17 protein-coding genes and 2 pseudogenes are annotated in these 19827 nt (G+C 34.2%); 1 reads left to right on the top strand and 18 read right to left on the bottom strand.

Annotated elements, in window-relative coordinates:
* Nucleotides 1-63: 63 nt before the first annotated feature.
* The 13 genes and pseudogenes from MKY04_RS10390 to MKY04_RS10330 form a co-directional block, all read right to left on the bottom strand.
* Nucleotides 64-507, bottom strand: coding sequence for a YfmQ family protein (locus MKY04_RS10390; RefSeq protein WP_126296048.1), 444 nt, complete (start codon nucleotides 505-507; stop codon nucleotides 64-66).
* Nucleotides 508-758: 251 nt separating this feature from the next.
* Nucleotides 759-2189: a PLP-dependent aminotransferase family protein gene (locus tag MKY04_RS10385; protein WP_346235828.1), complete on the bottom strand. Its 1431-nt coding sequence runs from the start codon at nucleotides 2187-2189 to the stop codon at nucleotides 759-761.
* Between the two features lie 461 nt (nucleotides 2190-2650).
* Entirely contained in the window at nucleotides 2651-4084 is a 1434-nt protein-coding gene (locus tag MKY04_RS10380; protein ID WP_346235827.1) for an MFS transporter, read from the bottom strand.
* Nucleotides 4085-4231: 147 nt separating this feature from the next.
* Nucleotides 4232-4855 (bottom strand): nitrite reductase, encoded by a 624-nt coding sequence (locus tag MKY04_RS10375; protein ID WP_346235826.1) that lies wholly within the window; start codon nucleotides 4853-4855, stop codon nucleotides 4232-4234.
* 98 nt (nucleotides 4856-4953) lie between these two features.
* Nucleotides 4954-7380 carry a heavy metal translocating P-type ATPase gene (locus MKY04_RS10370; protein WP_346235825.1) on the bottom strand — a complete coding sequence of 809 codons (2427 nt, stop codon included), beginning with the start codon at nucleotides 7378-7380 and terminating at the stop codon, nucleotides 4954-4956.
* A 75-nt stretch (nucleotides 7381-7455) separates the two neighbouring features.
* Nucleotides 7456-7662, bottom strand: a complete 207-nt coding sequence (copZ, locus tag MKY04_RS10365; protein ID WP_126296053.1) for a copper chaperone CopZ — start codon at nucleotides 7660-7662, stop codon at nucleotides 7456-7458.
* Nucleotides 7663-7736: 74 nt separating this feature from the next.
* The gene (locus MKY04_RS10360; protein WP_126296054.1) at nucleotides 7737-8057 is read right to left on the bottom strand and encodes a metal-sensitive transcriptional regulator; all 321 of its coding nucleotides are present in this window, start codon (nucleotides 8055-8057) and stop codon (nucleotides 7737-7739) included.
* Between the two features lie 491 nt (nucleotides 8058-8548).
* Nucleotides 8549-8791, bottom strand: a pseudogene (locus MKY04_RS10355) (VOC family protein); the annotation flags it as partial.
* Nucleotides 8742-9704, bottom strand: coding sequence for an MFS transporter (locus MKY04_RS10350; RefSeq protein WP_346235878.1), 963 nt, complete (start codon nucleotides 9702-9704; stop codon nucleotides 8742-8744). The pseudogene MKY04_RS10355 and the gene MKY04_RS10350, both read right to left, overlap by 50 nt.
* Before the next feature lie 117 nt (nucleotides 9705-9821).
* A complete protein-coding gene (locus tag MKY04_RS10345; protein ID WP_346235824.1) occupies nucleotides 9822-10412 on the bottom strand; it encodes a TetR/AcrR family transcriptional regulator in 591 nt (196 codons plus the stop codon).
* 268 nt (nucleotides 10413-10680) lie between these two features.
* The gene (locus MKY04_RS10340; protein WP_185807821.1) at nucleotides 10681-10848 is read right to left on the bottom strand and encodes a hypothetical protein; all 168 of its coding nucleotides are present in this window, start codon (nucleotides 10846-10848) and stop codon (nucleotides 10681-10683) included.
* Between the two features lie 103 nt (nucleotides 10849-10951).
* Nucleotides 10952-11326 carry a peptidylprolyl isomerase gene (locus tag MKY04_RS10335; protein WP_126296056.1) on the bottom strand — a complete coding sequence of 125 codons (375 nt, stop codon included), beginning with the start codon at nucleotides 11324-11326 and terminating at the stop codon, nucleotides 10952-10954.
* Between the two features lie 535 nt (nucleotides 11327-11861).
* Complete coding sequence (locus MKY04_RS10330; protein WP_126296057.1) at nucleotides 11862-12902, bottom strand: NAD(P)-dependent alcohol dehydrogenase; 1041 nt, start codon at nucleotides 12900-12902, stop codon at nucleotides 11862-11864.
* Nucleotides 12903-13212: 310 nt separating this feature from the next.
* On the opposite strand from MKY04_RS10330, the gene MKY04_RS10325 reads away from it, so the two are divergent.
* Entirely contained in the window at nucleotides 13213-13623 is a 411-nt protein-coding gene (locus MKY04_RS10325; protein ID WP_346235823.1) for a MerR family transcriptional regulator, read from the top strand.
* Between the two features lie 65 nt (nucleotides 13624-13688).
* Here the strand turns inward: MKY04_RS10325 and MKY04_RS10320 are convergent, their stop codons facing one another.
* From MKY04_RS10320 to MKY04_RS10300, 5 genes and pseudogenes are all read right to left on the bottom strand, one after another.
* Complete coding sequence (locus tag MKY04_RS10320; RefSeq protein ID WP_346235822.1) at nucleotides 13689-14267, bottom strand: sugar O-acetyltransferase; 579 nt, start codon at nucleotides 14265-14267, stop codon at nucleotides 13689-13691.
* 524 nt (nucleotides 14268-14791) lie between these two features.
* Nucleotides 14792-15559 carry an amidohydrolase family protein gene (locus MKY04_RS10315; protein WP_346235821.1) on the bottom strand — a complete coding sequence of 256 codons (768 nt, stop codon included), beginning with the start codon at nucleotides 15557-15559 and terminating at the stop codon, nucleotides 14792-14794.
* Nucleotides 15560-15568: 9 nt separating this feature from the next.
* Nucleotides 15569-16789, bottom strand: a pseudogene (locus MKY04_RS10310) (SLC13 family permease); the annotation flags it as partial.
* Nucleotides 16790-17094: 305 nt separating this feature from the next.
* Complete coding sequence (locus MKY04_RS10305; RefSeq protein ID WP_126296404.1) at nucleotides 17095-17817, bottom strand: GntR family transcriptional regulator; 723 nt, start codon at nucleotides 17815-17817, stop codon at nucleotides 17095-17097.
* A gap of 392 nt (nucleotides 17818-18209) precedes the next feature.
* A complete protein-coding gene (locus MKY04_RS10300; RefSeq protein ID WP_346235820.1) occupies nucleotides 18210-18671 on the bottom strand; it encodes a hypothetical protein in 462 nt (153 codons plus the stop codon).
* Nucleotides 18672-19827 lie beyond the last annotated feature (1156 nt).

The raw sequence follows: 19827 nt of genomic DNA, 5'->3' as shown, positions 1-19827 counted from the left end.
CTTTTTTGAACCGCGGATTCTTTTTATCGAAATCCCTTAAATAGCTTTATAGAGCATTTTCTTTTATACCTTTATGCTATTTGTAATAGAAAACTCTTGTAAATACTCAGAACTCAGACTATAAGAAGCAATTTTCTTCTTCCGCTGCTTAACTACATCCACATGGTCATCGTGACTGTAAACAAAGAAATTTACTTCTTTTTTTCTTCGTTTTACGTTGATAACAAATGGAATTACATTCGTCTCTGGGTGTAGAAAAATTTCTTCATTGCCTGGAAATATATGATATCTCTCTAAAAATAACGCTTCATTGAAATTGTTAATCAGTTTATTTTTTTCTTCCTCGTCTAATTGCTTTCCGTTAAATGTTATAGTAGCGTATTTTGAATCTAGTTTTGGGTGAAGCGCAAATCTACTTACAACCCATCCTACAACTGCACTTGGAGGACTCGTTAACAATTTTAGAAGGATCCCACCTACAATTAGAAGAACAGCTGTCCACGTCATATATATCAACTCCTTGTGTAATTTCTGGTTGTCTTATTTAACTACATAAACTATTAAGTATCAATAGAAAGAAAAAATTAAAACTGTTAAACAAGAATCATGTATTACATTATCTACATATCCATCATAAAGATTCTTAATTTTTTATGCCCATCCAATTCTATACTTTTTTGACCATCCATTTACTATAAAAAGAAAAGGAATCATGAACAACTAATGATCCCTTTACAATTCGGAAATATCATTGTTACTTAAAGAAAATGAAGGGCCTCTGAAAAGCGTTTAATGCCTTCATCAATTGATTTTTCATCTTCCCTAGCGAAAGTGAAGCGAGCATACCCTTTTTTAGATCCCATTGTTGAACCTGGAACGTAGATTACACCCCTTTTAATGGATTCCTCAAGCAATTGCATCTCATTACAATCTTTTTTTAACTTGACCCAAATATGAATGCCACCTTGTGGAATAGAAAATTCCACCTCATCCTTTAAATAAAAGTTAAGGCTTGCTACAATTTGATTTCTCCGTTTTTCTAATTGTTTTGCCAATCCTTTAATATGAAACTGAAAATTTTCAGATTCCAAAAAATCATTGGCAATCCATTGTGTAAAGCTGGAATGACCAAAGTCAATTTGTTGCTTTGCATCAGATAATCTTTCGATTACTGATGTTGGCCCAATAATCCAACCAATTCTTAACCCTGAGGCGACAATTTTAGACAAGGAGCTAATATATAACACATTTCCATTCATATCTATTGATTTTAGTGTAGGGATTTTGTCACCAGTAAAAGATATTAAACTATAGGGATCGTCTTCTACTACAGGAATTCCATATTCGGAGGAAATCTCTAAAATTGCCTTCCGTTTTTTTTCGTTCATTAAAGTGCCTGTAGGGTTATGGTAAGAAGGATTTAAAAAAATCATTCTTATCCGATGTTTCTTATATAATGACAGTAAATCATCAGGATTTATACCATCTTTACCGACAGGCAAATAATAAATCTTTAAGCCAGCTGATTGAAAAATTGGAAGATTATAATTATATGAAGGATCTTCAATTGCAACTGCATCTCCAGGTTTTAACAAACACTGTACGACTAGGTGCAGCGCTTGTTGTGCTCCAGATGTAATAAGAATTGAAGAAGATTTAATTTCAATCCCTCGATACTTTTTTACATGTTTTGTAAGAGTATTTCTTAATATAGCACTACCTTGTGGGTGATCATACCCTAGGCTTCCAATAAAACTTCGTGTCGAAGTAATTTCTCTTAAAAATTTCACTGGAAAAAGATCTTCCGACAATTCACCGCTAGCTAAATTAATTAGCTTATGTTCAACCGCTTCTTTTCTAATTCTTTGCGTAACTGGTAGATTTGGCAAAAAAGACCCTGCCTCGATATACCGATTCCAACTCGGAATACGTTTCTTGGCAATACCCCATATATCTTTACTGATTGTAGTCCCGCTTCCTCTATTTCTTTGAATAAGTCCATTTGCTTCCAATTCGTCATAAGCTGCAACTACAGTACTTCTGTTCAAGTTCAGCTCCTTCGCTAAATACCTTTCAGATGGTAAAGGTTTATCGGATGGAAAAGTACCATCTGCTATTCCATTTTCAATATACTCGGCAAGTTGTTTATATATAGCTTTTTTTGCTTTTCGGTCTGGTCTCCAATCCACCTATAACAGTCCTTTTCATTTACTTAGCAGATCATTTTAAATAATCTTATTTTAAGTTAAATCTATTCATTAGAAACCATCCAATCACTCATTATTTTAACCATCCACCTTTTTATTTAAGCTCCTTCCCTATACCTTTTTACAAGGTCAAAATCTTTAGAGCAAAGATTCTTCTTTACAAAAACCCATATTGTATAGACTTATATATGTAAAATTTTACGATAATTTATAGAGTTTAATCTAAAAATCTATATGATGCGAAAAAATTGCATGATACATAAAAAAACGAGCGCAATTTTCCTACTGGACTTACGCTCGTTTGTCGTAAAAAAGTTATACAGTTTACGCATAGTACTGATACTAAGGAATGGCAAAAACTACTTTATATATCATGTATTTGCCGTACTTCATTTTTACCCATTTTCCCATATATTTGTAAACAATAGGGAATATTAAAAACTTTATCTTTGAGCTGTTTGCCTATCTTGCTTTGGTAAGCGTATAAACAGAATTGCCAAGATTGCACCTACAAATGCAACTACTCCACCCCAGAAAAATGCACGCTGATAGCCTTCGTTTAGAGCGATTAATGGAATTTCTGTACTTGCAGCGGCAGTTGCAGCAGCAATGGATACTAACATAGCTAAACCGACTGCCGAGCCAACCTGATATGTTATATTATATAAGCCAGAAGCAAGTCCAGATTCTTCTGACTTAACCTCCGATACTGCTGCAGTGGTTGCGGGAAGATAGGCAAGCGCATTACCGAGAGCAGCCAATAGTAAAGCGATGAACACATCACTCCAATATTTCCCGTCAACCGTATTTCCAGAAAATAAGAGCCCGGAAATACCAAGTAAAACAAATCCAATGGCCATCGTAACTTTCATACCAATTCTCGCCATTACTCTTTCTGCAAGAACAACCATAAATATGGCCATTAGAATTGGAGCCGGTAACATACCCATTGCGGCCATAAAAGGTTCAAATTTTAGAACCTGCTGTAAATATAGAATAAGAAAATAAATAAGTGGAAACCAAGATGCTGATAACAAGATAAGTGAAACATTACCTGCTGCTAAGTTTGGTGTCTTTAAAATACCAAGTGGCATCAGTGGTTCTTTTCTAAATAATTGAATAAGGATAAAAATGATGAACAAAATGGCTCCGATTGTTAAAGGTAATATAGTAGAGAGTGCTTGCCAGCCATTTCGCTCTGCAGTTACAATCCCATACACAATCATAATTAATGATGCTGTAACAGAAATTGCACCCGCATAATCAATTTTGCCTTTTTTCTTTGTGCCTTTCTGCAGGAGTTTTGGCGACAATATCAAGACTAGTATACCAACTGGGACATAGAATAGTAGCGTCCATCTCCAGCTAAGTAATTGTGTAAGGATACCGCCAAGAACAATACCAAGCGAACCACCCGCTGCTCCGGAAAGACCCCAAAATGCAAGTGCCTTTCCCATTTCTTTCTTATCTGCACTAAACAAAATCATAATAATGGAAAGTGCAGCTGGTGCTATCAACGCGGAACCTGCTCCTTGCACTGCTCGCGCTACATTAAGCGACACTTCATTCCAAGCTAAACCAGCAAATAAAGATGATACGGTTAAGATTGAAACCCCCCACATAAAAATTCTTCTGTGGCCGAATAAATCCGATAATCTTCCTCCTAAAAGCAATAACCCTCCAAACAAAATAAGAAAGGCGTTCATTACCCATTGTAAGTTTGCCTCCGTATATCCTAGAGTATCTTTGATAGACGGCAAGGCAACCTGGATAATAGCACTATCCATCATTACAAGGAAATTTGCAAAGCACAACAACGCTAGTGCTTTCCAGCGCTTCGGATTTGGTTGCGTCATCATATGTGAATGTTTTGACATAAAGGAATCTTCTCCAGTTTTTTTATTTACTTATTCTTTTTTTGAATGTTGATTAATTCATGTAATACTGTCATAAAAGCAATGATAAATGGTATCTCAATTTTCTTGATTTAACTACTTAATCATAATTAAGAAATGGAATTTAATTTATTGATTGCCCATTAATTGATCTCTACCAATTCTCTTTAAAAACTTATGGAATGTCTCCCGCTTTTTCCCCATTTCGGAATAGACATCGATAATCTTTTCAACTGTTTCATACAATTCTTCTGGCGTTAAATTCTCCATCAATAGAGTACCAACCTCGGCGTCCTTCCCTTTGGCTTTTCCACCAACATATAAATTGTAATGGTCTCTAATTTTCATAATACCTATATCGCTTAACATAGGTTCACCGCAGCCAATGGGACAACCTGTATAGGCAGCTTTTATAGTAAATGGCACTGCCTTTCCTGCAATTCGGCGATTTAACTCTTTTGCTACTGGCATTCCTTCCTCTTCTTCCCCTTTGCAAAAATTACATGTTCTCAAGCTCTTTACGAAGTTTCCAACTGGATAACATGCTAATCCAACACGTTGAAATTCTTCTAAAATATCTTCCTTTTTATCTTTTGGGATTTCAATATAGAGTTGTTGGAATGTAGTTAACTCTAGTTCCTCGTCATCGTTCATATATTTGGAGATTGTCATAAGTTGTTTGGAGTTGAGTTTTGCTCCGTACCCTATTCCCCCATTTATGGCAATCTTAAATTTATTGCCACTATCTTTCATATAAATTTCCCCCTTTAATCAACTACCATACAACGGTAGGGTATATAACTTGCGAAATAATTCTAGGTACTAATATAGTAACAAGTGATATCAACATTTTATTTTTTTAATTTCACTCTTTGTAAACGTAAGGCGTTTAAAACGACTGACACGGAGCTAAACGCCATTGCTGCACCAGCAACCCAAGGTGCAAGGAAACCTGCTGCGGCAATTGGAATCCCTATAGTATTGTAGGCAAATGCCCAGAATAAGTTTTGCTTAATATTTTTCATCGTTTTGCGACTCATTAAAATCGCATCGGCAATACTATTTAAATCTCCTCGAATGAGTGTAATATCTGCAGCTTCCATTGCAACATCTGTACCTGTACCAATGGCCATCCCAATATCAGCTGTAGCTAGTGCAGGTGCATCATTAATACCATCACCGACCATTGCTACTTTTTTGCCCTGCTGTTGTAGTTTTTTCACCTCTATTGCTTTCCCCTCAGGAAGCACCTCTGCAACAACTGCATCAACGCCTACCTCATTACCAATTGCTTGTGCTGTACGTTTATTATCACCTGTCATCATGATTACTTTGATGCCCATTTCTTGTAATCGGCGTACAGCTTCACGAGAGGTTTCTTTAATTGTATCTGCTACAGCAACTAGACCAGCATACTGGCCGTTAATTCCAGCTAGCATTGCTGTTTTGCCGTTTTTCTCCAATTCCTCCATTACTGGAAGCACTGATGTAATATCAATACCATATTGTTGCATCAGTTTACGTGTACCAATGACAACTCCTTGACCTGAAATCGTCGCTTGCACACCGAAACCTGGAATTGCTTCAAAAAATTGAATGTTGCCAAGTTCAATACCTTTTTCTTGAATACCTTGAACGATTGCTTGTGCTAATGGGTGCTCAGATTGTTTTTCCGCTGCTCCAATCAATGATAAAAATTTCTCTTCATCTTGACCTTGTGCTACTAAAACGTCTGTTAATACTGGTTTACCGTGTGTAATAGTGCCTGTTTTATCGACTACTACTGTGTCAATGCTTTGTGTTTGCTCTAGATGCTCGCCGCCTTTGAACAAAATACCAAATTCTGCTGCGCGGCCTGAACCTGCCATAATAGAAGTTGGTGTCGCTAAACCAAGCGCACATGGGCAAGCAATAACAAGTACTGCGATTAACACTTCAAGTGCAGGCGTAAATTCACCTGGTTGAACCCATATAATCCAAACTAGGAAAGTAAGTAAGGCAATCCCCACAACAATTGGTACAAAAATACCTGAAATGTGGTCGGCTAGACGTTGGATTGGTGCTTTTGAACCTTGGGCATCCTCCACTACTTTAATGATTTGAGCTAATGCTGTGTCACGTCCAACTTTTGTTGCTGTCATTTTAATGAAGCCATTTTTGTTAATCGTTGAGCCGTATAATACGTCACCACTCTTTTTATCTACTGGTAAACTTTCACCTGTTAACATTGATTCGTCAACAGCAGTTGTTCCTTCTAATACCTCACCATCAACTGGAATTTTTTCACCAGGTTTCACTAAAATTGTGTCACCGATTACGACTTCTTCTAACGGAACTTCTTTTTCAACTCCATCACGTACAACAATGGCTGTTTTAGCTTGAAGCCCCATTAATTTTTTTATCGCTTCTGATGAACGCCCTTTTGCTTTTGCTTCAAATAATTTCCCTAAGAGGATTAGTGTAATTAGTACCGCACTTGTTTCAAAATATAAGTGTGGACCGTGGTGTGTTCCAGCCGTAACAATCGCTTGATAGACACTATAAAAATATGCCGCTGAAGTACCCATGACAACAAGGACATCCATATTGGCACTGCCATTACGAAGTGCTTTATAAGCGCCTACATAAAACTGTTTCCCGATTATAAATTGTACCGGTGTTGCCAAAATCAGTTGTATCCATGGGTTCATTAAGAAATTTGGTACATATAAGAACGATGTAAATGAAAAGTGACCGACCATCGTCCATAATAATGGCAGTGATAAAATCGCCGAAAGTATAAATTTACGTTGTTGATCTTTAATGTGCTTTTCACGGTGGTCTACCTGTTCTTTATCCTCTTGTTTTTGATGTGCACCGTAACCAAGTTTTTCAACCTTAGCAATGATATCTGCAATTGTTACTTCCGAAGGATTAAATTCAATCGTTGCTTTTTCAAGTGCTAAATTGACGTTTGCACTTGCAACACCATCCAAGTTATTTAATCCTTTTTCAATGCGCGTTGCACATGCGGCGCAAGTCATTCCTGTAATATCAAACTCTGCTTTTTGTTTCACGACACCATAGCCAAGTGCCTCGATTTTCTTTTCAAAATCTGCTTCACTCAATTTTGACGGGTCATATTTAATCGATGATTTTTCTAGAGCTAAATTGACAGATGCCTGTTCGACACCATCCATTTTATTTAATCCTTTTTCAATGCGTGTCGCGCATGCTGCACAAGTCATTCCTGTGATTTGAATACTCGCTTCTTTTACTTTACTAGCTTCTGTACTCATAATCTTTTCCACCTCTCCTTTATACCTAGATGGGGTATATATTAATGAAAATGAGAGAGTGCTATTGAAGCACTCTTATTCTACATCATATCCTTGATCTACAATTGTTTCCTTAATTTTATCCAGGGTTACTTGAGATTCATCGAAAGAAACATCAACTAAAGCTTCGTCTAATTTTACGTTTACTTGGTTAACCCCTTCTAATTCACCAACGCTTCCTTCTATAGCTTTTACACAATGTCCACAAGACATCCCTTGTACGTTTAAAGTTACATTTTGCATCGTAATTTCTCCTTTTCATACCTTATTATTTTTGATAAAAATACACTACCGGGGTATATTTGATCTAAAAAAATTTACTTTTTCATTAATTTTTGGATCGTAACTATTAATTCATCAAGTACAGCATCATCACCTTCTGAAAGACGATCTACGACACAACCCTTTAAGTGACCTTCTAAAAGAATTTTAGCAACACTATTTAATGCAGATTGTGTGGCAGAAAGCTGTGTAATTACATCATCACAGTATACATCTTTTTCAATCATGCCTTTAATGCCTCGGATTTGACCTTCTATACGATTTAATCGAGTAGTTAAATCCTTTTTTACACGTTCTGGATGATGACTTTTTCGACAAGACGAACCATCCTCTACATGGAAAGCTACTTCATCCATAAGTTCAACCTCCTATCTTGATCACATACTACCATACCCCTGTGTGGTATGTAAAGTAAAAAATTTAAATTTTTTAGGATAGGGACTTTCTAAATCTTCAACCTTCTTTACGTATTTTTATTTGAATCTTATTTTAGAATCAGCAATTTTTACAATTTTATTCTTCTTGTAAAAGAGCGCCAAATAAACAACATAAATTCAATATGCAAGAAATCTTGGCTTGTAGTGATTGCACTCTACCAAGGTTAATTATGTTAGAACAAACTTTGTTATATTAATGACCAAATCATAATGAAGTGTTGCGGGTTTTAGTTTTCACAATACCATGCTTTAGAATAATAACAACAGCTTTAATTTTAGACCCTTGAAAATTTATAACCCCATCCAAACAGTGGATAGGGTTAACAATAAGTTATTTTATTTTCGGTATTTTTACCCCACTTAGAACTTGCCGATAATGCCATTTAGTGCTACTTAACTATGTTATGAAATTATTGCTGAATTATTTGAATAAAGTTTCCGCACGTATCGTCGAAGATAGCTATTGTGTTTTCACCCATTTTTGTCGGCTCCATTATAAACTTCACGCCTAGATTCAGTAACCTTTCGTATTCTTTTTGAATATCCTCCACACCAAACATAGTTACTGGTATGCCGTCTTCATATAATTTCTTTTGATACTCTTTAGCAGCTGGATGTTGATTTGGTTCGAGTAAAAGCTCTGTACCTTCTTGCGAATAACGTTGATGTACCCTTTAAATCTGCTATCTTTCCACCTTGCCTATTTAATAAAGCGGTTGTTGCTGCGGCCGGTACCATTGCCACCCCTATCAAATTAACCGGGAGATTTTGAACATCTGCTAAAAACAAAGGAGTTAAAAAGAATAATGAATAACCAATTCCAGTTACAAAGAACGCCAATATTAAATAAGAAATATAAGTTTTATTTTTAAATAACTCAGGTTGAATAAAAGGATACTTTGCTAAACGAATGCGATATATAAATAGAACGAGTGCAACGATTCCACCAATAAACCACATCGCATTATTTGTTACACCTAATAAAATTTGGGCAACGCTTAGAGCTAACAGTCCACCTCCCAACCAATCAATACTTGTATTTGTACCTTCCTCATCGCCTAAGTACTTTAAATAAAACGGCAATGTCAAAAGAAGTAATAAGGGGATGCAAAATAACCATCGCCAGTCTACAACACTAACAACTAACGAAGAAACAATTGGCCCAAGCGCACTGCCAAGAGCAGTACCAATAAACACAGTCCCCATTGCTGTTCCTCTTTTTTCAAGAGGGAAATATCGGATTGGGACTAGAGTAGCTGTAGCTGGAATTGTAGCTGCACCTGTCGCTTGTAAACATCTTGCCACTAATAATACCCAGTAAGAATTAGAAAAGAAGCCTAGTAATGATGCAATTGCAAAGAGTAATAAACCAAAAATTAATAAGTTTTTAAGCTTATATCGATCTGCAAGTTTTCCGTAAATTGCCGTACCAATCCCATATAAAAGTGTGTATGCTGAAGTAACCCAGCTTACCTGTGAATTAGTAAGCTGAAATTCTTTGCTTATTTGTGGTAGAACAAAGTTGAAAAACAATATACTCATGGATGAAAGGGTTACAGTAAGCATCATGATAATCAATAATTTTTCATTTCCTTGTTTTTTTAACACTTGATTCATTCTCGATTTCTCCTTTTTTTGTAAAATGAACGTCTGTACTGACTGACATTTAAGGATAAAAACATACTAGAGGGTTAATCCTCTAGTAAATAATGCCACACTATCATTTAGAAGCTTTTCAAACTCCCCTTCCACAAAGGCGGAATCACCGTTCATCCTTGCATGGGCAAATCCAAAATTCATGTAAAGAAAAGTAATAGCCATTTTTTCCGCATCAATCGGGATAATTTTTTTTCGATTTTTCATCTCTTCAAAATAGTTTGTTAAAAACTCCTTCAATAACTCTGGATGCCTGTGAGAATATTGGTGCAAACCAGGCACATTCTCTCCTATTTTCATAAGCATTTTAAGGAGCTTTCTGTTTTGATGCATAATTCTATGGTAATTTTGGCTAATTAAATCTAGATCGTCTTTCAAATTCCAGACGATCTTACTTTCAAAAATAGAACGCATTTCCTCGCCATAATGGTATCGATCGATGGCTTTTTCCAATAAATTTTGTTTGCTTTGAAAATGTCGAAAAAGCGTTTTTTCACTAAAACCGGCTTCCCTTGCAATTTCCTCTGTTGTAACTCCGTTATATCCATTTTTAGAAAAAAGATCGATTGCTACTGTTATAATTTTTTCACTTGTCTCTTGTTTACGATTTGAAGCCATAATTAATAATTTACCCCCAAAGGATTGTCAGTACTTACTGACATTAATATATTCTTTTTACATTTTTTTGTCAACTGGTAAATGATGATTAAATTTTACACGAAGTTACAATTTTTTTGTTGCGGGTAATTCAAGAAAATGATCCGATACATAAAGAAAAAACGCAATTTCCCCTTTGGAATTGCGCCCGATTGTTAAATGTCTGTTAATTAATTATCTTGCTAAAGCTCCGTAGTTATGGTAGATAAATACTGCAAAAAAGCTACAGCTAGTCAATTTTCTCCTTATTAACTTTTAATATCTCCTTTAAAGTAGAATGAATATTTAGAAGGCTTATTAAAATAAATCCAAGCATAATAAATGTTACTATTTCTCCTGTAAATATAGAAACTATCGCTAATATTACTGCATATAAACCATATATCCAACCTTTCATTTATACCACCTCATCATTTATAGGCATCTAGAGGACTGTCTCATTTATAGAATGATGCTCTAAAATTGATTCATTTATAATATAATAAAACATTCGGAGTTACTTATAGACTTGTTACAACTTCAAAAGGCATTTCTTCACCATTAACTAGAACTGTTATTACATCAAGTTCTGGATCTGTTGTTAAATAATATGTATATTGCTTTTCAACATCATCCTGTGAATTTGATACATCAAAATTTATTGTTACCTTATCCCCTTCTGTTTTAACATCAGTTCTTTCTATATCGCCTCTTGAGTGAAAAATTATATATTTACCTTTTTCACCATCATTGATTAATTGAAGATTTAAATCGGAATTAATTTTTTCTTGCACATTATTAGGTACATTTTCAATTTCACTAAAACTTAATGTTGATGAATTACAAGCTGATAAAATCATTAAAACTAAAATTACTGATACAAGTATTTTCTTCAATACATTCACTCCTTCTAACCTTAACTCTAATACGGTTGAAGTAAATAAAAGTTCCATATTATGCAAATTTTTAACGAAAAATATAAATAGTATTTTGTTGATTAATCAAAAAACTAGCCCGATCAAAAAAGAGCACAATCTTCCCTCTAGAATTGAACTCAACTAAGCCCTTAGTTAAATAATTCAACAAAATAGACCGTTAAATCAATACCATCCAGTAGTACAATGATTATATACAAAGGACATAATGTAAGTCTTTTGTTCTCAGAAATGGATTATCATTTGAGATGGAGCTATCCAAATTCATTCTTAGTATTTTTCCAGCTAGTGTAGTAGGGTCTTTAGAAGTACACCTATCATATGAATTTTTCTGTAAAATTAGAGTTCCATGAAAACATCACCATTCTTATTAAACTCAAAACCTATAGCAAACTCTAATGCAAGGGTATAATTTATATTTTAGTATTATTCCAAAAATAAAATAGATGCCCCTAAAGTAGAGCTTTCATCCTTGAAAAATTACTATTTACTTAACTTACATTGTACTTATGTCAATTACAAATCGATACTTTACATCTGAAGCTAATACTCGTTCGTAGGCTTCGTCAATTTGGTCGGCCGAAATGACTTCAATTTTAGGAACAATGTTATGTTCTGCACAGAAATCCAACATTTCTTGAGTCTCACGGATTCCACCAATCATTGAACCTGCAAATGAGCGGCGATGACCGATTAAATTCATCACGCTTAGTGATAATGGTTCTGCTGGTGCCCCGACATTTACCAATGTGCCATCAAGAGTCAGTAGTCCTAAATATGCATCAAGGTTAATTTTTGCACTTACAGTATTAATAATTAAGTCGAAAGTTCCAGCAAGTTTTTCGAATGTTTCTAAGTCACTTGTGGCGAAATAATTATCTGCGCCAAGTTTTAAGCCGTCCTCTTTTTTGTTCAATGTTTGTGAAAGAACAGTTACTTCAGCACCCATGGCATGTGCAATTTGGACAGCCATATGTCCAAGACCACCCAAACCAATAACCGCTATTTTCTTACCAGGGCCAGCATTCCAATGATTTAATGGTGAATATGTAGTAATACCAGCGCAAAGTAATGGTGCTGCAACGTCAAGCTCTATATTATCTGGAATTCTAAGTACGAAATCCTCTGTTACAACAATATGAGTAGAATAGCCACCTTGAGTAGGTTCGCCATATTTATCAACTGCAGCGTAGGTGTCAATTTTTCCATTAAGACAATACTGTTCTTCTCCTTTACGACAATTCTCACATTCGCCGCAGGAATCAACCATACACCCTACCCCTACTCGGTCACCTACTTTATATTTAGTTACATTAGGTCCTATAGCAGTAACAACCCCTGCAATCTCATGTCCGGGAACAAGCGGGTAGTTTACTGGACCCCACTCGCCATGAGCAGTATGGATATCAGAATGACATATCCCAGCATATTTAATTTCAATAAGAACGTCATGGGAATCAAGATCGCGCCGTTTAATTTCAGCTGGTCGAAACGGCTTATCTGGACCGTCTACAGCTCGTGCCTTAGCAGTTATCATAAAATAACCTCCTATAACCAATATTCATAAGAAAGTACTTACTTAGGTATAAATGAAGACCGAGTTTTTCATACTCCTTCCTTCAAGTACATCCCTGTTTATCTCTCTTATAAATTAATGTTAATACCTATAGTTAACTCTAGGTCAAGTGATTAATTTATTTTTCTTTGATCTTCATAACTATCAGTTTTCACATCTTCTATCAATCTAGCCGATACGTATAAGGTAACTTTGACATTGAGAATATTGCGTGATAAAATCTTTCGCAATAATAGAGTTAACTCGAGGTCTAAAAATAAGGAGAAAAGTGATGAAGACATATTCTATCAGCGAAGTTGCAAAAAAATTGAATCTTACTGTATACACTTTACGTTACTATGATAAGGAAGGACTTATGCCTTTTGTTGAACGGACATCCAGCGGAATACGAATGTTTAAAGAATCTGATATCGATGCTTTAAAAGTTATAGAATGTCTGAAATCAGCGGGAATGCCAATTAAGGAGATTAAAAACTTCATTGATTGGTGTTCTGAAGGGGATTCCACATTGCAGCAAAGATACGACATGTTTATTGAAAGAAAGGCTAGTGTCGAGGCACAGATGGAAGAATTGAAGAAAACAATGGAACTTATAGAGCACAAATGTTTCTATTACAAGACTGCATTGGAAGCTGGAACGGAAGATATTCATAAAAATAATAAAATAGAAATTCCTCATTAATAGGAGCCACCTGTATTCATAAATAATTTAATGTATTACAGGTGGTCTTATTTATATCAATAGAATTATTGCTGGCTAGTTTCGATTTCCTTTAAAATTTTCGCAGGAACTCCCCCTACAATAACATTCGGAGGTACATCCTTGGTTACAACTGCACCAGCTGCAATAATAGCACCATCTCCAATATTTACACCGGGAACGACTGTGGCATTTGCTCCAATCCAGACATTATGACCGATCGTAATAGGTGCAGGATACATATTGCTGCGTTTTCTAGGATCAATGTCGTGATTAAGGGTAGCCAGCACGACATTATGCCCTATAAGAACGCCATCTCCAATTGTAATGCCTCCCTGATCTTGAAAGCGGCAACCTGAATTAATAAACACATTCTTGCCCACTTTGATGTTTTTCCCACAATCCGTATAAAAAGGGGGAAACATAGCAAAGGTTTTATCTACTGGTTTTCCAATCAACTGAGAAAAGAGTTCTTGAATTTCTTCTGGTGTATGATATTTTCCATTTATCACAGATGTTAGCTTCAATGCTTCCTGTGAGACATTATGCATCATTTGGTGCATTTCTGAACCACCTTCAACTGCTTCACCCCGATTTAAATGCTCTAAAAATTCTTGGATCTCCATTTAAATACTCCTTAAGATATGACTTTTAAGTTCTTTATTCGTTTTTCACATAACTCTTAACTATTGGATGATCAAAAAAATAATGTAATGACTTTAATCCATGCAACTCTACCCCAACTTCATAAAACAATCTTTATTAACAAAATCTACTATATCTCCTAGAGTTAACTCCAAGTCAAGAGAAATTATAATTTATATTCGATATCTTACAAGCGTAATAAAGGTTTATTGCCCTCCGTTGCTGATTACTATAAATATCAACTGTCAACAGCAAATCCACTTTCCACCAATCGAGTAGATAAATAGTATTTGAAGCACTAAGTCAACCGCTTTTTAGTTTAAATTTTTTCTTCTAAAGTTTACCCCAATGTAATATCTTTTTTTATTAATGCTGCCTTAATTAAAAAAATCCCCTCCTAGTAAAACAGAAGCATTTATCTGCCTACTATTAGGGGAAATATTACAATACAGGAATATCTATAAGATGTTCATACTCTAAACAGCAATAAATAATCTTGTTCAAGTTATTTATCTAAATACCAATTCTCCCCATTTTGGAAGAAGATTCTATCTTGTGCTTCTTTACCTACTGTTTCTTTAATTAATTGTATATCATTATATGAGAATCGATAATTTGCTCGAGTTGAAGGCAAATCACTGCCGAACATAAGGCAGTTTGGATTTTCGCCATATAATATTGTAATTAGTTCTCTGATTTCATCACGTTCATAGCCCACCCGTCCAAAACCTGTTACACGAATAGGAATATTTGCATTAACTATTTTTTTTAACCTATCAATTGAACACTTATGCATACCAAGATGATCAATGGACACTTTAGGCAATGCGAAAATTAATTCTTCTAATTCCTTATTAATTGTTTGCAAATTAAGATAAAGCTCTGTCTTCCAATTACACAATTTATAAACTCTCTCTGACAGTTCATTAATCTCTTTTGCTGAAGCTGATAAACCCCTGTATAAGTTAAATCTTATTCCTTTAATTCCTATATCGTTTAATTTTAAAATGTCTTCGTCGGTAGTATCGAATGGAAGTTGAGTAATACCTACAAAATTATTGCCTAAATCTGAAATTGCCTCTGCAAAATACTCTTGGTGATACCCTTGAAATGAACCTGACACAATGGCTCCACCAGTTACTTCAATCGACATTTCTTTTAATTCCTTTAAATAATCATCCACTGTATAGTAATCAGGGACAAATCCTTGATTTTCTACAAGAGGAAACTTTGGATCAATAATATGAAAATGAGCGTCAAATATTTTTTGCATAACTATCTCCTAATATATAAACATTAAAATTAAAGTAGCAACAATTGCAAACCCTAACCCTAAAGGCGTTGCTTTATAAAGTAAATCATTATAAAATTTCTTAGAATCTTCTTCGCTTAAACCACTGTTGCCAAGTATCAAACTACCACCTGTAGAGAACGGCGCTAAAGCTGTTGATTGGGCGCCGATAATAATTGCAACTGCAATTAGCGAAGCACTGTAACCTGTAGGTTCTATTATACCAGCAATCATCGGGAACATAAGCGGTGCAACAACTCCCAACGTACTACTAAAGATTGACATAATACCCGCAATTATTGTAACAGCAATAGGAACTATAAAGGACGGCATATTATTGATCATAGATGCTAATAAATCAATTGTACCTGCTTCAACTGCTACATCAATTAACATTCCTACCCCTGAAACTAGCCACAACGTATTCCAAGGAATTTTTGCCATTACTTCTTTTGGTTTATCCTCAGCTAATTTTAATAAGTATGCTGCAATTGCGAACACAACTGCTAGTAAAGTTATGTCTGTACGTGAGTTAATAAACTGAATCGTTTCATTTTCTGGCATAAAAGTAGCAAGCATCGGTATGCCTAATACAATTACCATAAGAAGAATTATTAAAGAAATATTTACTTTTTGCTTTTTTGAAAACCTTTCTGGCTTATCAATATTTAATTCAGCAATTTTGTTATTTTTTCTATCAAAAAACATCAAAATCAACATGATAAATATTGGATAGATAAATGAAACGACAAAGATATCTCTTGTCAGAACATTCGCCTGTGCTGCAACAGCTGTTTCACTTAACAAGGAGTTAAAGAGCACTCCATGGGCACTGTACATGAAATTTGCACCAGAAAGGGAACCTAATGAAACTGCGAATGATGCATGCAATTTATTCATTCCTGATGATTTACATAAGGCCATTGCAATCGCGCCCATTACTGCCACAGAAGTAAAGAAACCAGCACCCATTCCTGAAACTAACGCAGTAACAAAATACAAAATTAATGGCAGCCATTTTGTATGTTTTTGAAATCTATAAAGTAATAAATGAGCAATTTTCTCTAAAGTACCATTTACTACAGCAAAATTAAAGAAAAGCGCTAAAGTGAAAATAACTAAGAATAATTTTGTTGGGAACGTTGCCAATAAATCATTAATAGACATTCCTAAAACAAAACAACCAATAATATAAGCAAATGCTAACGCTACTAAACCAGTATTTTATATCAAGCTTTTCACCCAAATAGATTGCAATTATAATTGCTAGTATTATTAAAATAGAATAGAACATAATTTCCTCCTTTTTATATATCAATCATCTGCATAATATGTATTTATGGTTTTTTCTGAGAATAATAGTTTTCAAGTTTGAATTATAAGATTTAGTGATAGATTCAATTTTCATCCTTCTTACAATATCGGGCATGTTTGTTTTTTTCTAACTAAGACAAATGGAAGCACTTACAAAATGGGATAAACTAAAAAACCACCACCTCTTATCGATTCATTTTTTCTTATTCTAAACTTAAGACTGATTTATATTTATACATGTCTCCACGATAGGAAGAAGCACCTGTTAAAACACAATCTTCTTTTACTTTTAAGTCAACACTTCTATATAAAATTGGAGAGCCTACAGAAACACCAAGGATATTTGAAATCTCTTGACTGGCAAGAACTGCTTCTATTTCAATTTCTCCTTCGGTAAGGGACATATTAAACTTATTTAAAAACAAATGGGAGAATGAATAATTCACATACTCTTCATCCGTAATTTGTTCACCATACTTTTTTAATAAGTAGCGGTTATCGATAACAATTGGGATACCCTCTGAAAGACGTAACCGTTTTACTTGATAAACTTCTTCTCCAGGTTTTACCCCCAATTTCACATCTATTCCTTCTGGACATGGTACTGATCCCCTAAAAAGTAATTCAACGTTAAAGTTTTTTAAGTACCACCCTCGAAAAAAAGTATCCAATTTAGCAATATCTGTTTTTAATTTATCTTTTCGAACAATAAATGTACCTTTTCCTTGGATACGTTGTAAAAGACCTTCTTCCACAAGCAATTGAACTGCCTGACGAATAGTCATTCTAGAGACATTAAACATATTTATTAGTTCATCATCGCTTAAAAATCTTTCTCTACCTTCTTTGTACATCTCATCTACTTTTTTTCTTAAGCTATCTGCAATTTGGACGTATTTTGGAATATGAGAATTATAATTACTCATGTCTACCCTCCTATAGATATTTTAAAAAGATACCATTCTATTTCATCTATACATCTAGATGACTTGTTTTTTTATTTTATAGTACTAAAAGTTAAGAGTCAATATAGTTTTCTGAATTTTCAATACCCCTTTAATATTATCAACTAATAATATCTATATTTTCCTCTTTTTACAGCTTGATAAAATACACTAATATATGGAACCACTAAAACTTTGATAAACACACTCTGTAATGGTGTTCTACTTTTAACGATTGCCACTATTTTAGATAGACTTTGCGTGAACCTAGAACATCATAAATCACTGTACATATTTTAAAACCGTAGAACTTTTTTCATAGTCACAAAAAAACAGTTTGCCATTCATACAGCAAACTTTTTTTATTTTATATTTTAACGAGTTACTTCCTCGTAGGCAGTTTTCATTTGTCTATATAAATTAGTATTGTTAAAATCCTGCATAGTAATGTTAAGTTGCACGCTCACTTCATACAAAAAATATAGCCATTCCAGATCTTTATCTTCAACAGCATTGAAGCAAGCATCTTCTAAATATACGCTATTTACATGATGCTCTAAGCTTTTGAGATACTCTAAAGATTTTAATGCACCTGGCCAATTCATATCCTTAAATAATTCATATAACTTAGGTAAAGCTGTCTTGTTTTCTGGATAGCCAATGGAGATTACTACGTCTACTGCATTTTCCCAACATTCTTTCGCATATTTTTGAAATATAAGTGGTAATTTTTCTTTTGGAATTTGATTAAGAAATTCCTTTGCTTCATTTTGAGTAACCTTTGGCAAATTCCAATTCAAATTATATGAATAATAAACTACTAAATCATCTTCCATAAAGAATTCCTCCCTTCTTCCCCTATACTTATTTAACCTTAACAGAAAAACCTTGAGGAATCTTATATTAATATGGATTGTACGTCTAAAGAGGCATTGTTCCACTAAATGGTCCTTAATGGACTAGATGAGACAAGTTAAGGTAAACAAAATATTTCGTCCTATTTTTACAAAATAATACAATACTACAAAAACATTTACATAAAATTGTAAAAGATATATTTTTTGTAAAAAACTACCTCTATATAAAATAATAGTCATCTAAAATTTAATATGCCTAATAGACTCTTATTAGAAGATTCTTGTAGTAATCTTAGAAGATGAAAGTTTAGAGATTGTAAAGTCTTAATTCATGACGGTAAGGTGAGTAGTACTAGATGGAAGGAAAAGTTCAAGGCAGAAATAATATATATGAAGAAAAAAAAACACCGTACTCACTAAAATGAGTACGGAAGTATAGTAAAAAATAATAACCATAAAGAGATCCCAATTTCCTTCAGGAATGCGTTATATAAATAAACAATACCTTTTATTACTTCTTAGAAAAATAAAATTTTGCATTCACAAAAAAGATGGTTCCTAGGAGAAATAAGAAGACTATTAACCAACTTGCAATTGCTGAATAATTATCTTTAAGGATAAATACACTTGTCAGATTAACAAATACAATTATTGCCACAACAATATACAGACCTATTAAATACTTCATTGTATTGACCCCCACTCCATCTTTAGCTATTTAAGTATTGCGCCCGTGTTCAGCAGCAATTTCTATTTTTTATATAAATTCAAACCTAATCTAAAAATCAATGCTATTATAATTAAGGCAATTAAAATACCCACTATTCCCCAATCTATTCGACCATTGCGAATGAAACTCACAACTATTACTCCTATGAGCACACCTACAATGCCGAAAAGAAAGGTCTTCATTTTCCTCATCCCCTATCTCTTTACAAATTCGCACTAATAAAGTCGAATTGAAGTAACTCAATGCAATCAATAAAAATAAACATGAGTTATCTGTTAATATATTTTTCAAATAAAAAAACCTTTATGATGAGTTGGTGGTAGTAACCTGTTCCAAATCCAAAATAAAGGTAATTTTTTGGCAATCTGCCTTAGTTTCAATTATGCATATAAAAAGTTCTATCCC

Source organism: Lysinibacillus telephonicus, from assembly GCF_039654155.1.
GTDB classification, from domain to species: domain Bacteria; phylum Bacillota; class Bacilli; order Bacillales_A; family Planococcaceae; genus Ureibacillus; species Ureibacillus telephonicus.
The sequence above is the reverse complement of the archived record's forward strand: the minus strand, read 5'-3'. Positions and strand labels throughout refer to the sequence as shown.

Coding starts and splice junctions, on each gene's coding strand:
- MKY04_RS10340 (WP_185807821.1), bottom strand. CDS start 10,848: ATGAAAGGTTGGATATATGGTTTATATGCAGTAATATTAGCGATAGTT.
- MKY04_RS10330 (WP_126296057.1), bottom strand. CDS start 12,902: ATGATAACTGCTAAGGCACGAGCTGTAGACGGTCCAGATAAGCCGTTT.
- MKY04_RS10360 (WP_126296054.1), bottom strand. CDS start 8,057: ATGGATGAAGTAGCTTTCCATGTAGAGGATGGTTCGTCTTGTCGAAAA.
- MKY04_RS10320 (WP_346235822.1), bottom strand. CDS start 14,267: ATGGAGATCCAAGAATTTTTAGAGCATTTAAATCGGGGTGAAGCAGTT.
- MKY04_RS10300 (WP_346235820.1), bottom strand. CDS start 18,671: ATGGAAGATGATTTAGTAGTTTATTATTCATATAATTTGAATTGGAAT.
- MKY04_RS10370 (WP_346235825.1), bottom strand. CDS start 7,380: ATGAGTACAGAAGCTAGTAAAGTAAAAGAAGCGAGTATTCAAATCACA.
- copZ (WP_126296053.1), bottom strand. CDS start 7,662: ATGCAAAATGTAACTTTAAACGTACAAGGGATGTCTTGTGGACATTGT.
- MKY04_RS10390 (WP_126296048.1), bottom strand. CDS start 507: ATGACGTGGACAGCTGTTCTTCTAATTGTAGGTGGGATCCTTCTAAAA.
- MKY04_RS10315 (WP_346235821.1), bottom strand. CDS start 15,559: ATGCAAAAAATATTTGACGCTCATTTTCATATTATTGATCCAAAGTTT.
- MKY04_RS10380 (WP_346235827.1), bottom strand. CDS start 4,084: ATGTCAAAACATTCACATATGATGACGCAACCAAATCCGAAGCGCTGG.
- MKY04_RS10375 (WP_346235826.1), bottom strand. CDS start 4,855: ATGAAAGATAGTGGCAATAAATTTAAGATTGCCATAAATGGGGGAATA.
- MKY04_RS10345 (WP_346235824.1), bottom strand. CDS start 10,412: ATGGCTTCAAATCGTAAACAAGAGACAAGTGAAAAAATTATAACAGTA.
- MKY04_RS10350 (WP_346235878.1), bottom strand. CDS start 9,704: ATGCTTACTGTAACCCTTTCATCCATGAGTATATTGTTTTTCAACTTT.
- MKY04_RS10305 (WP_126296404.1), bottom strand. CDS start 17,817: ATGAGTAATTATAATTCTCATATTCCAAAATACGTCCAAATTGCAGAT.
- MKY04_RS10325 (WP_346235823.1), top strand. CDS start 13,213: ATGAAGACATATTCTATCAGCGAAGTTGCAAAAAAATTGAATCTTACT.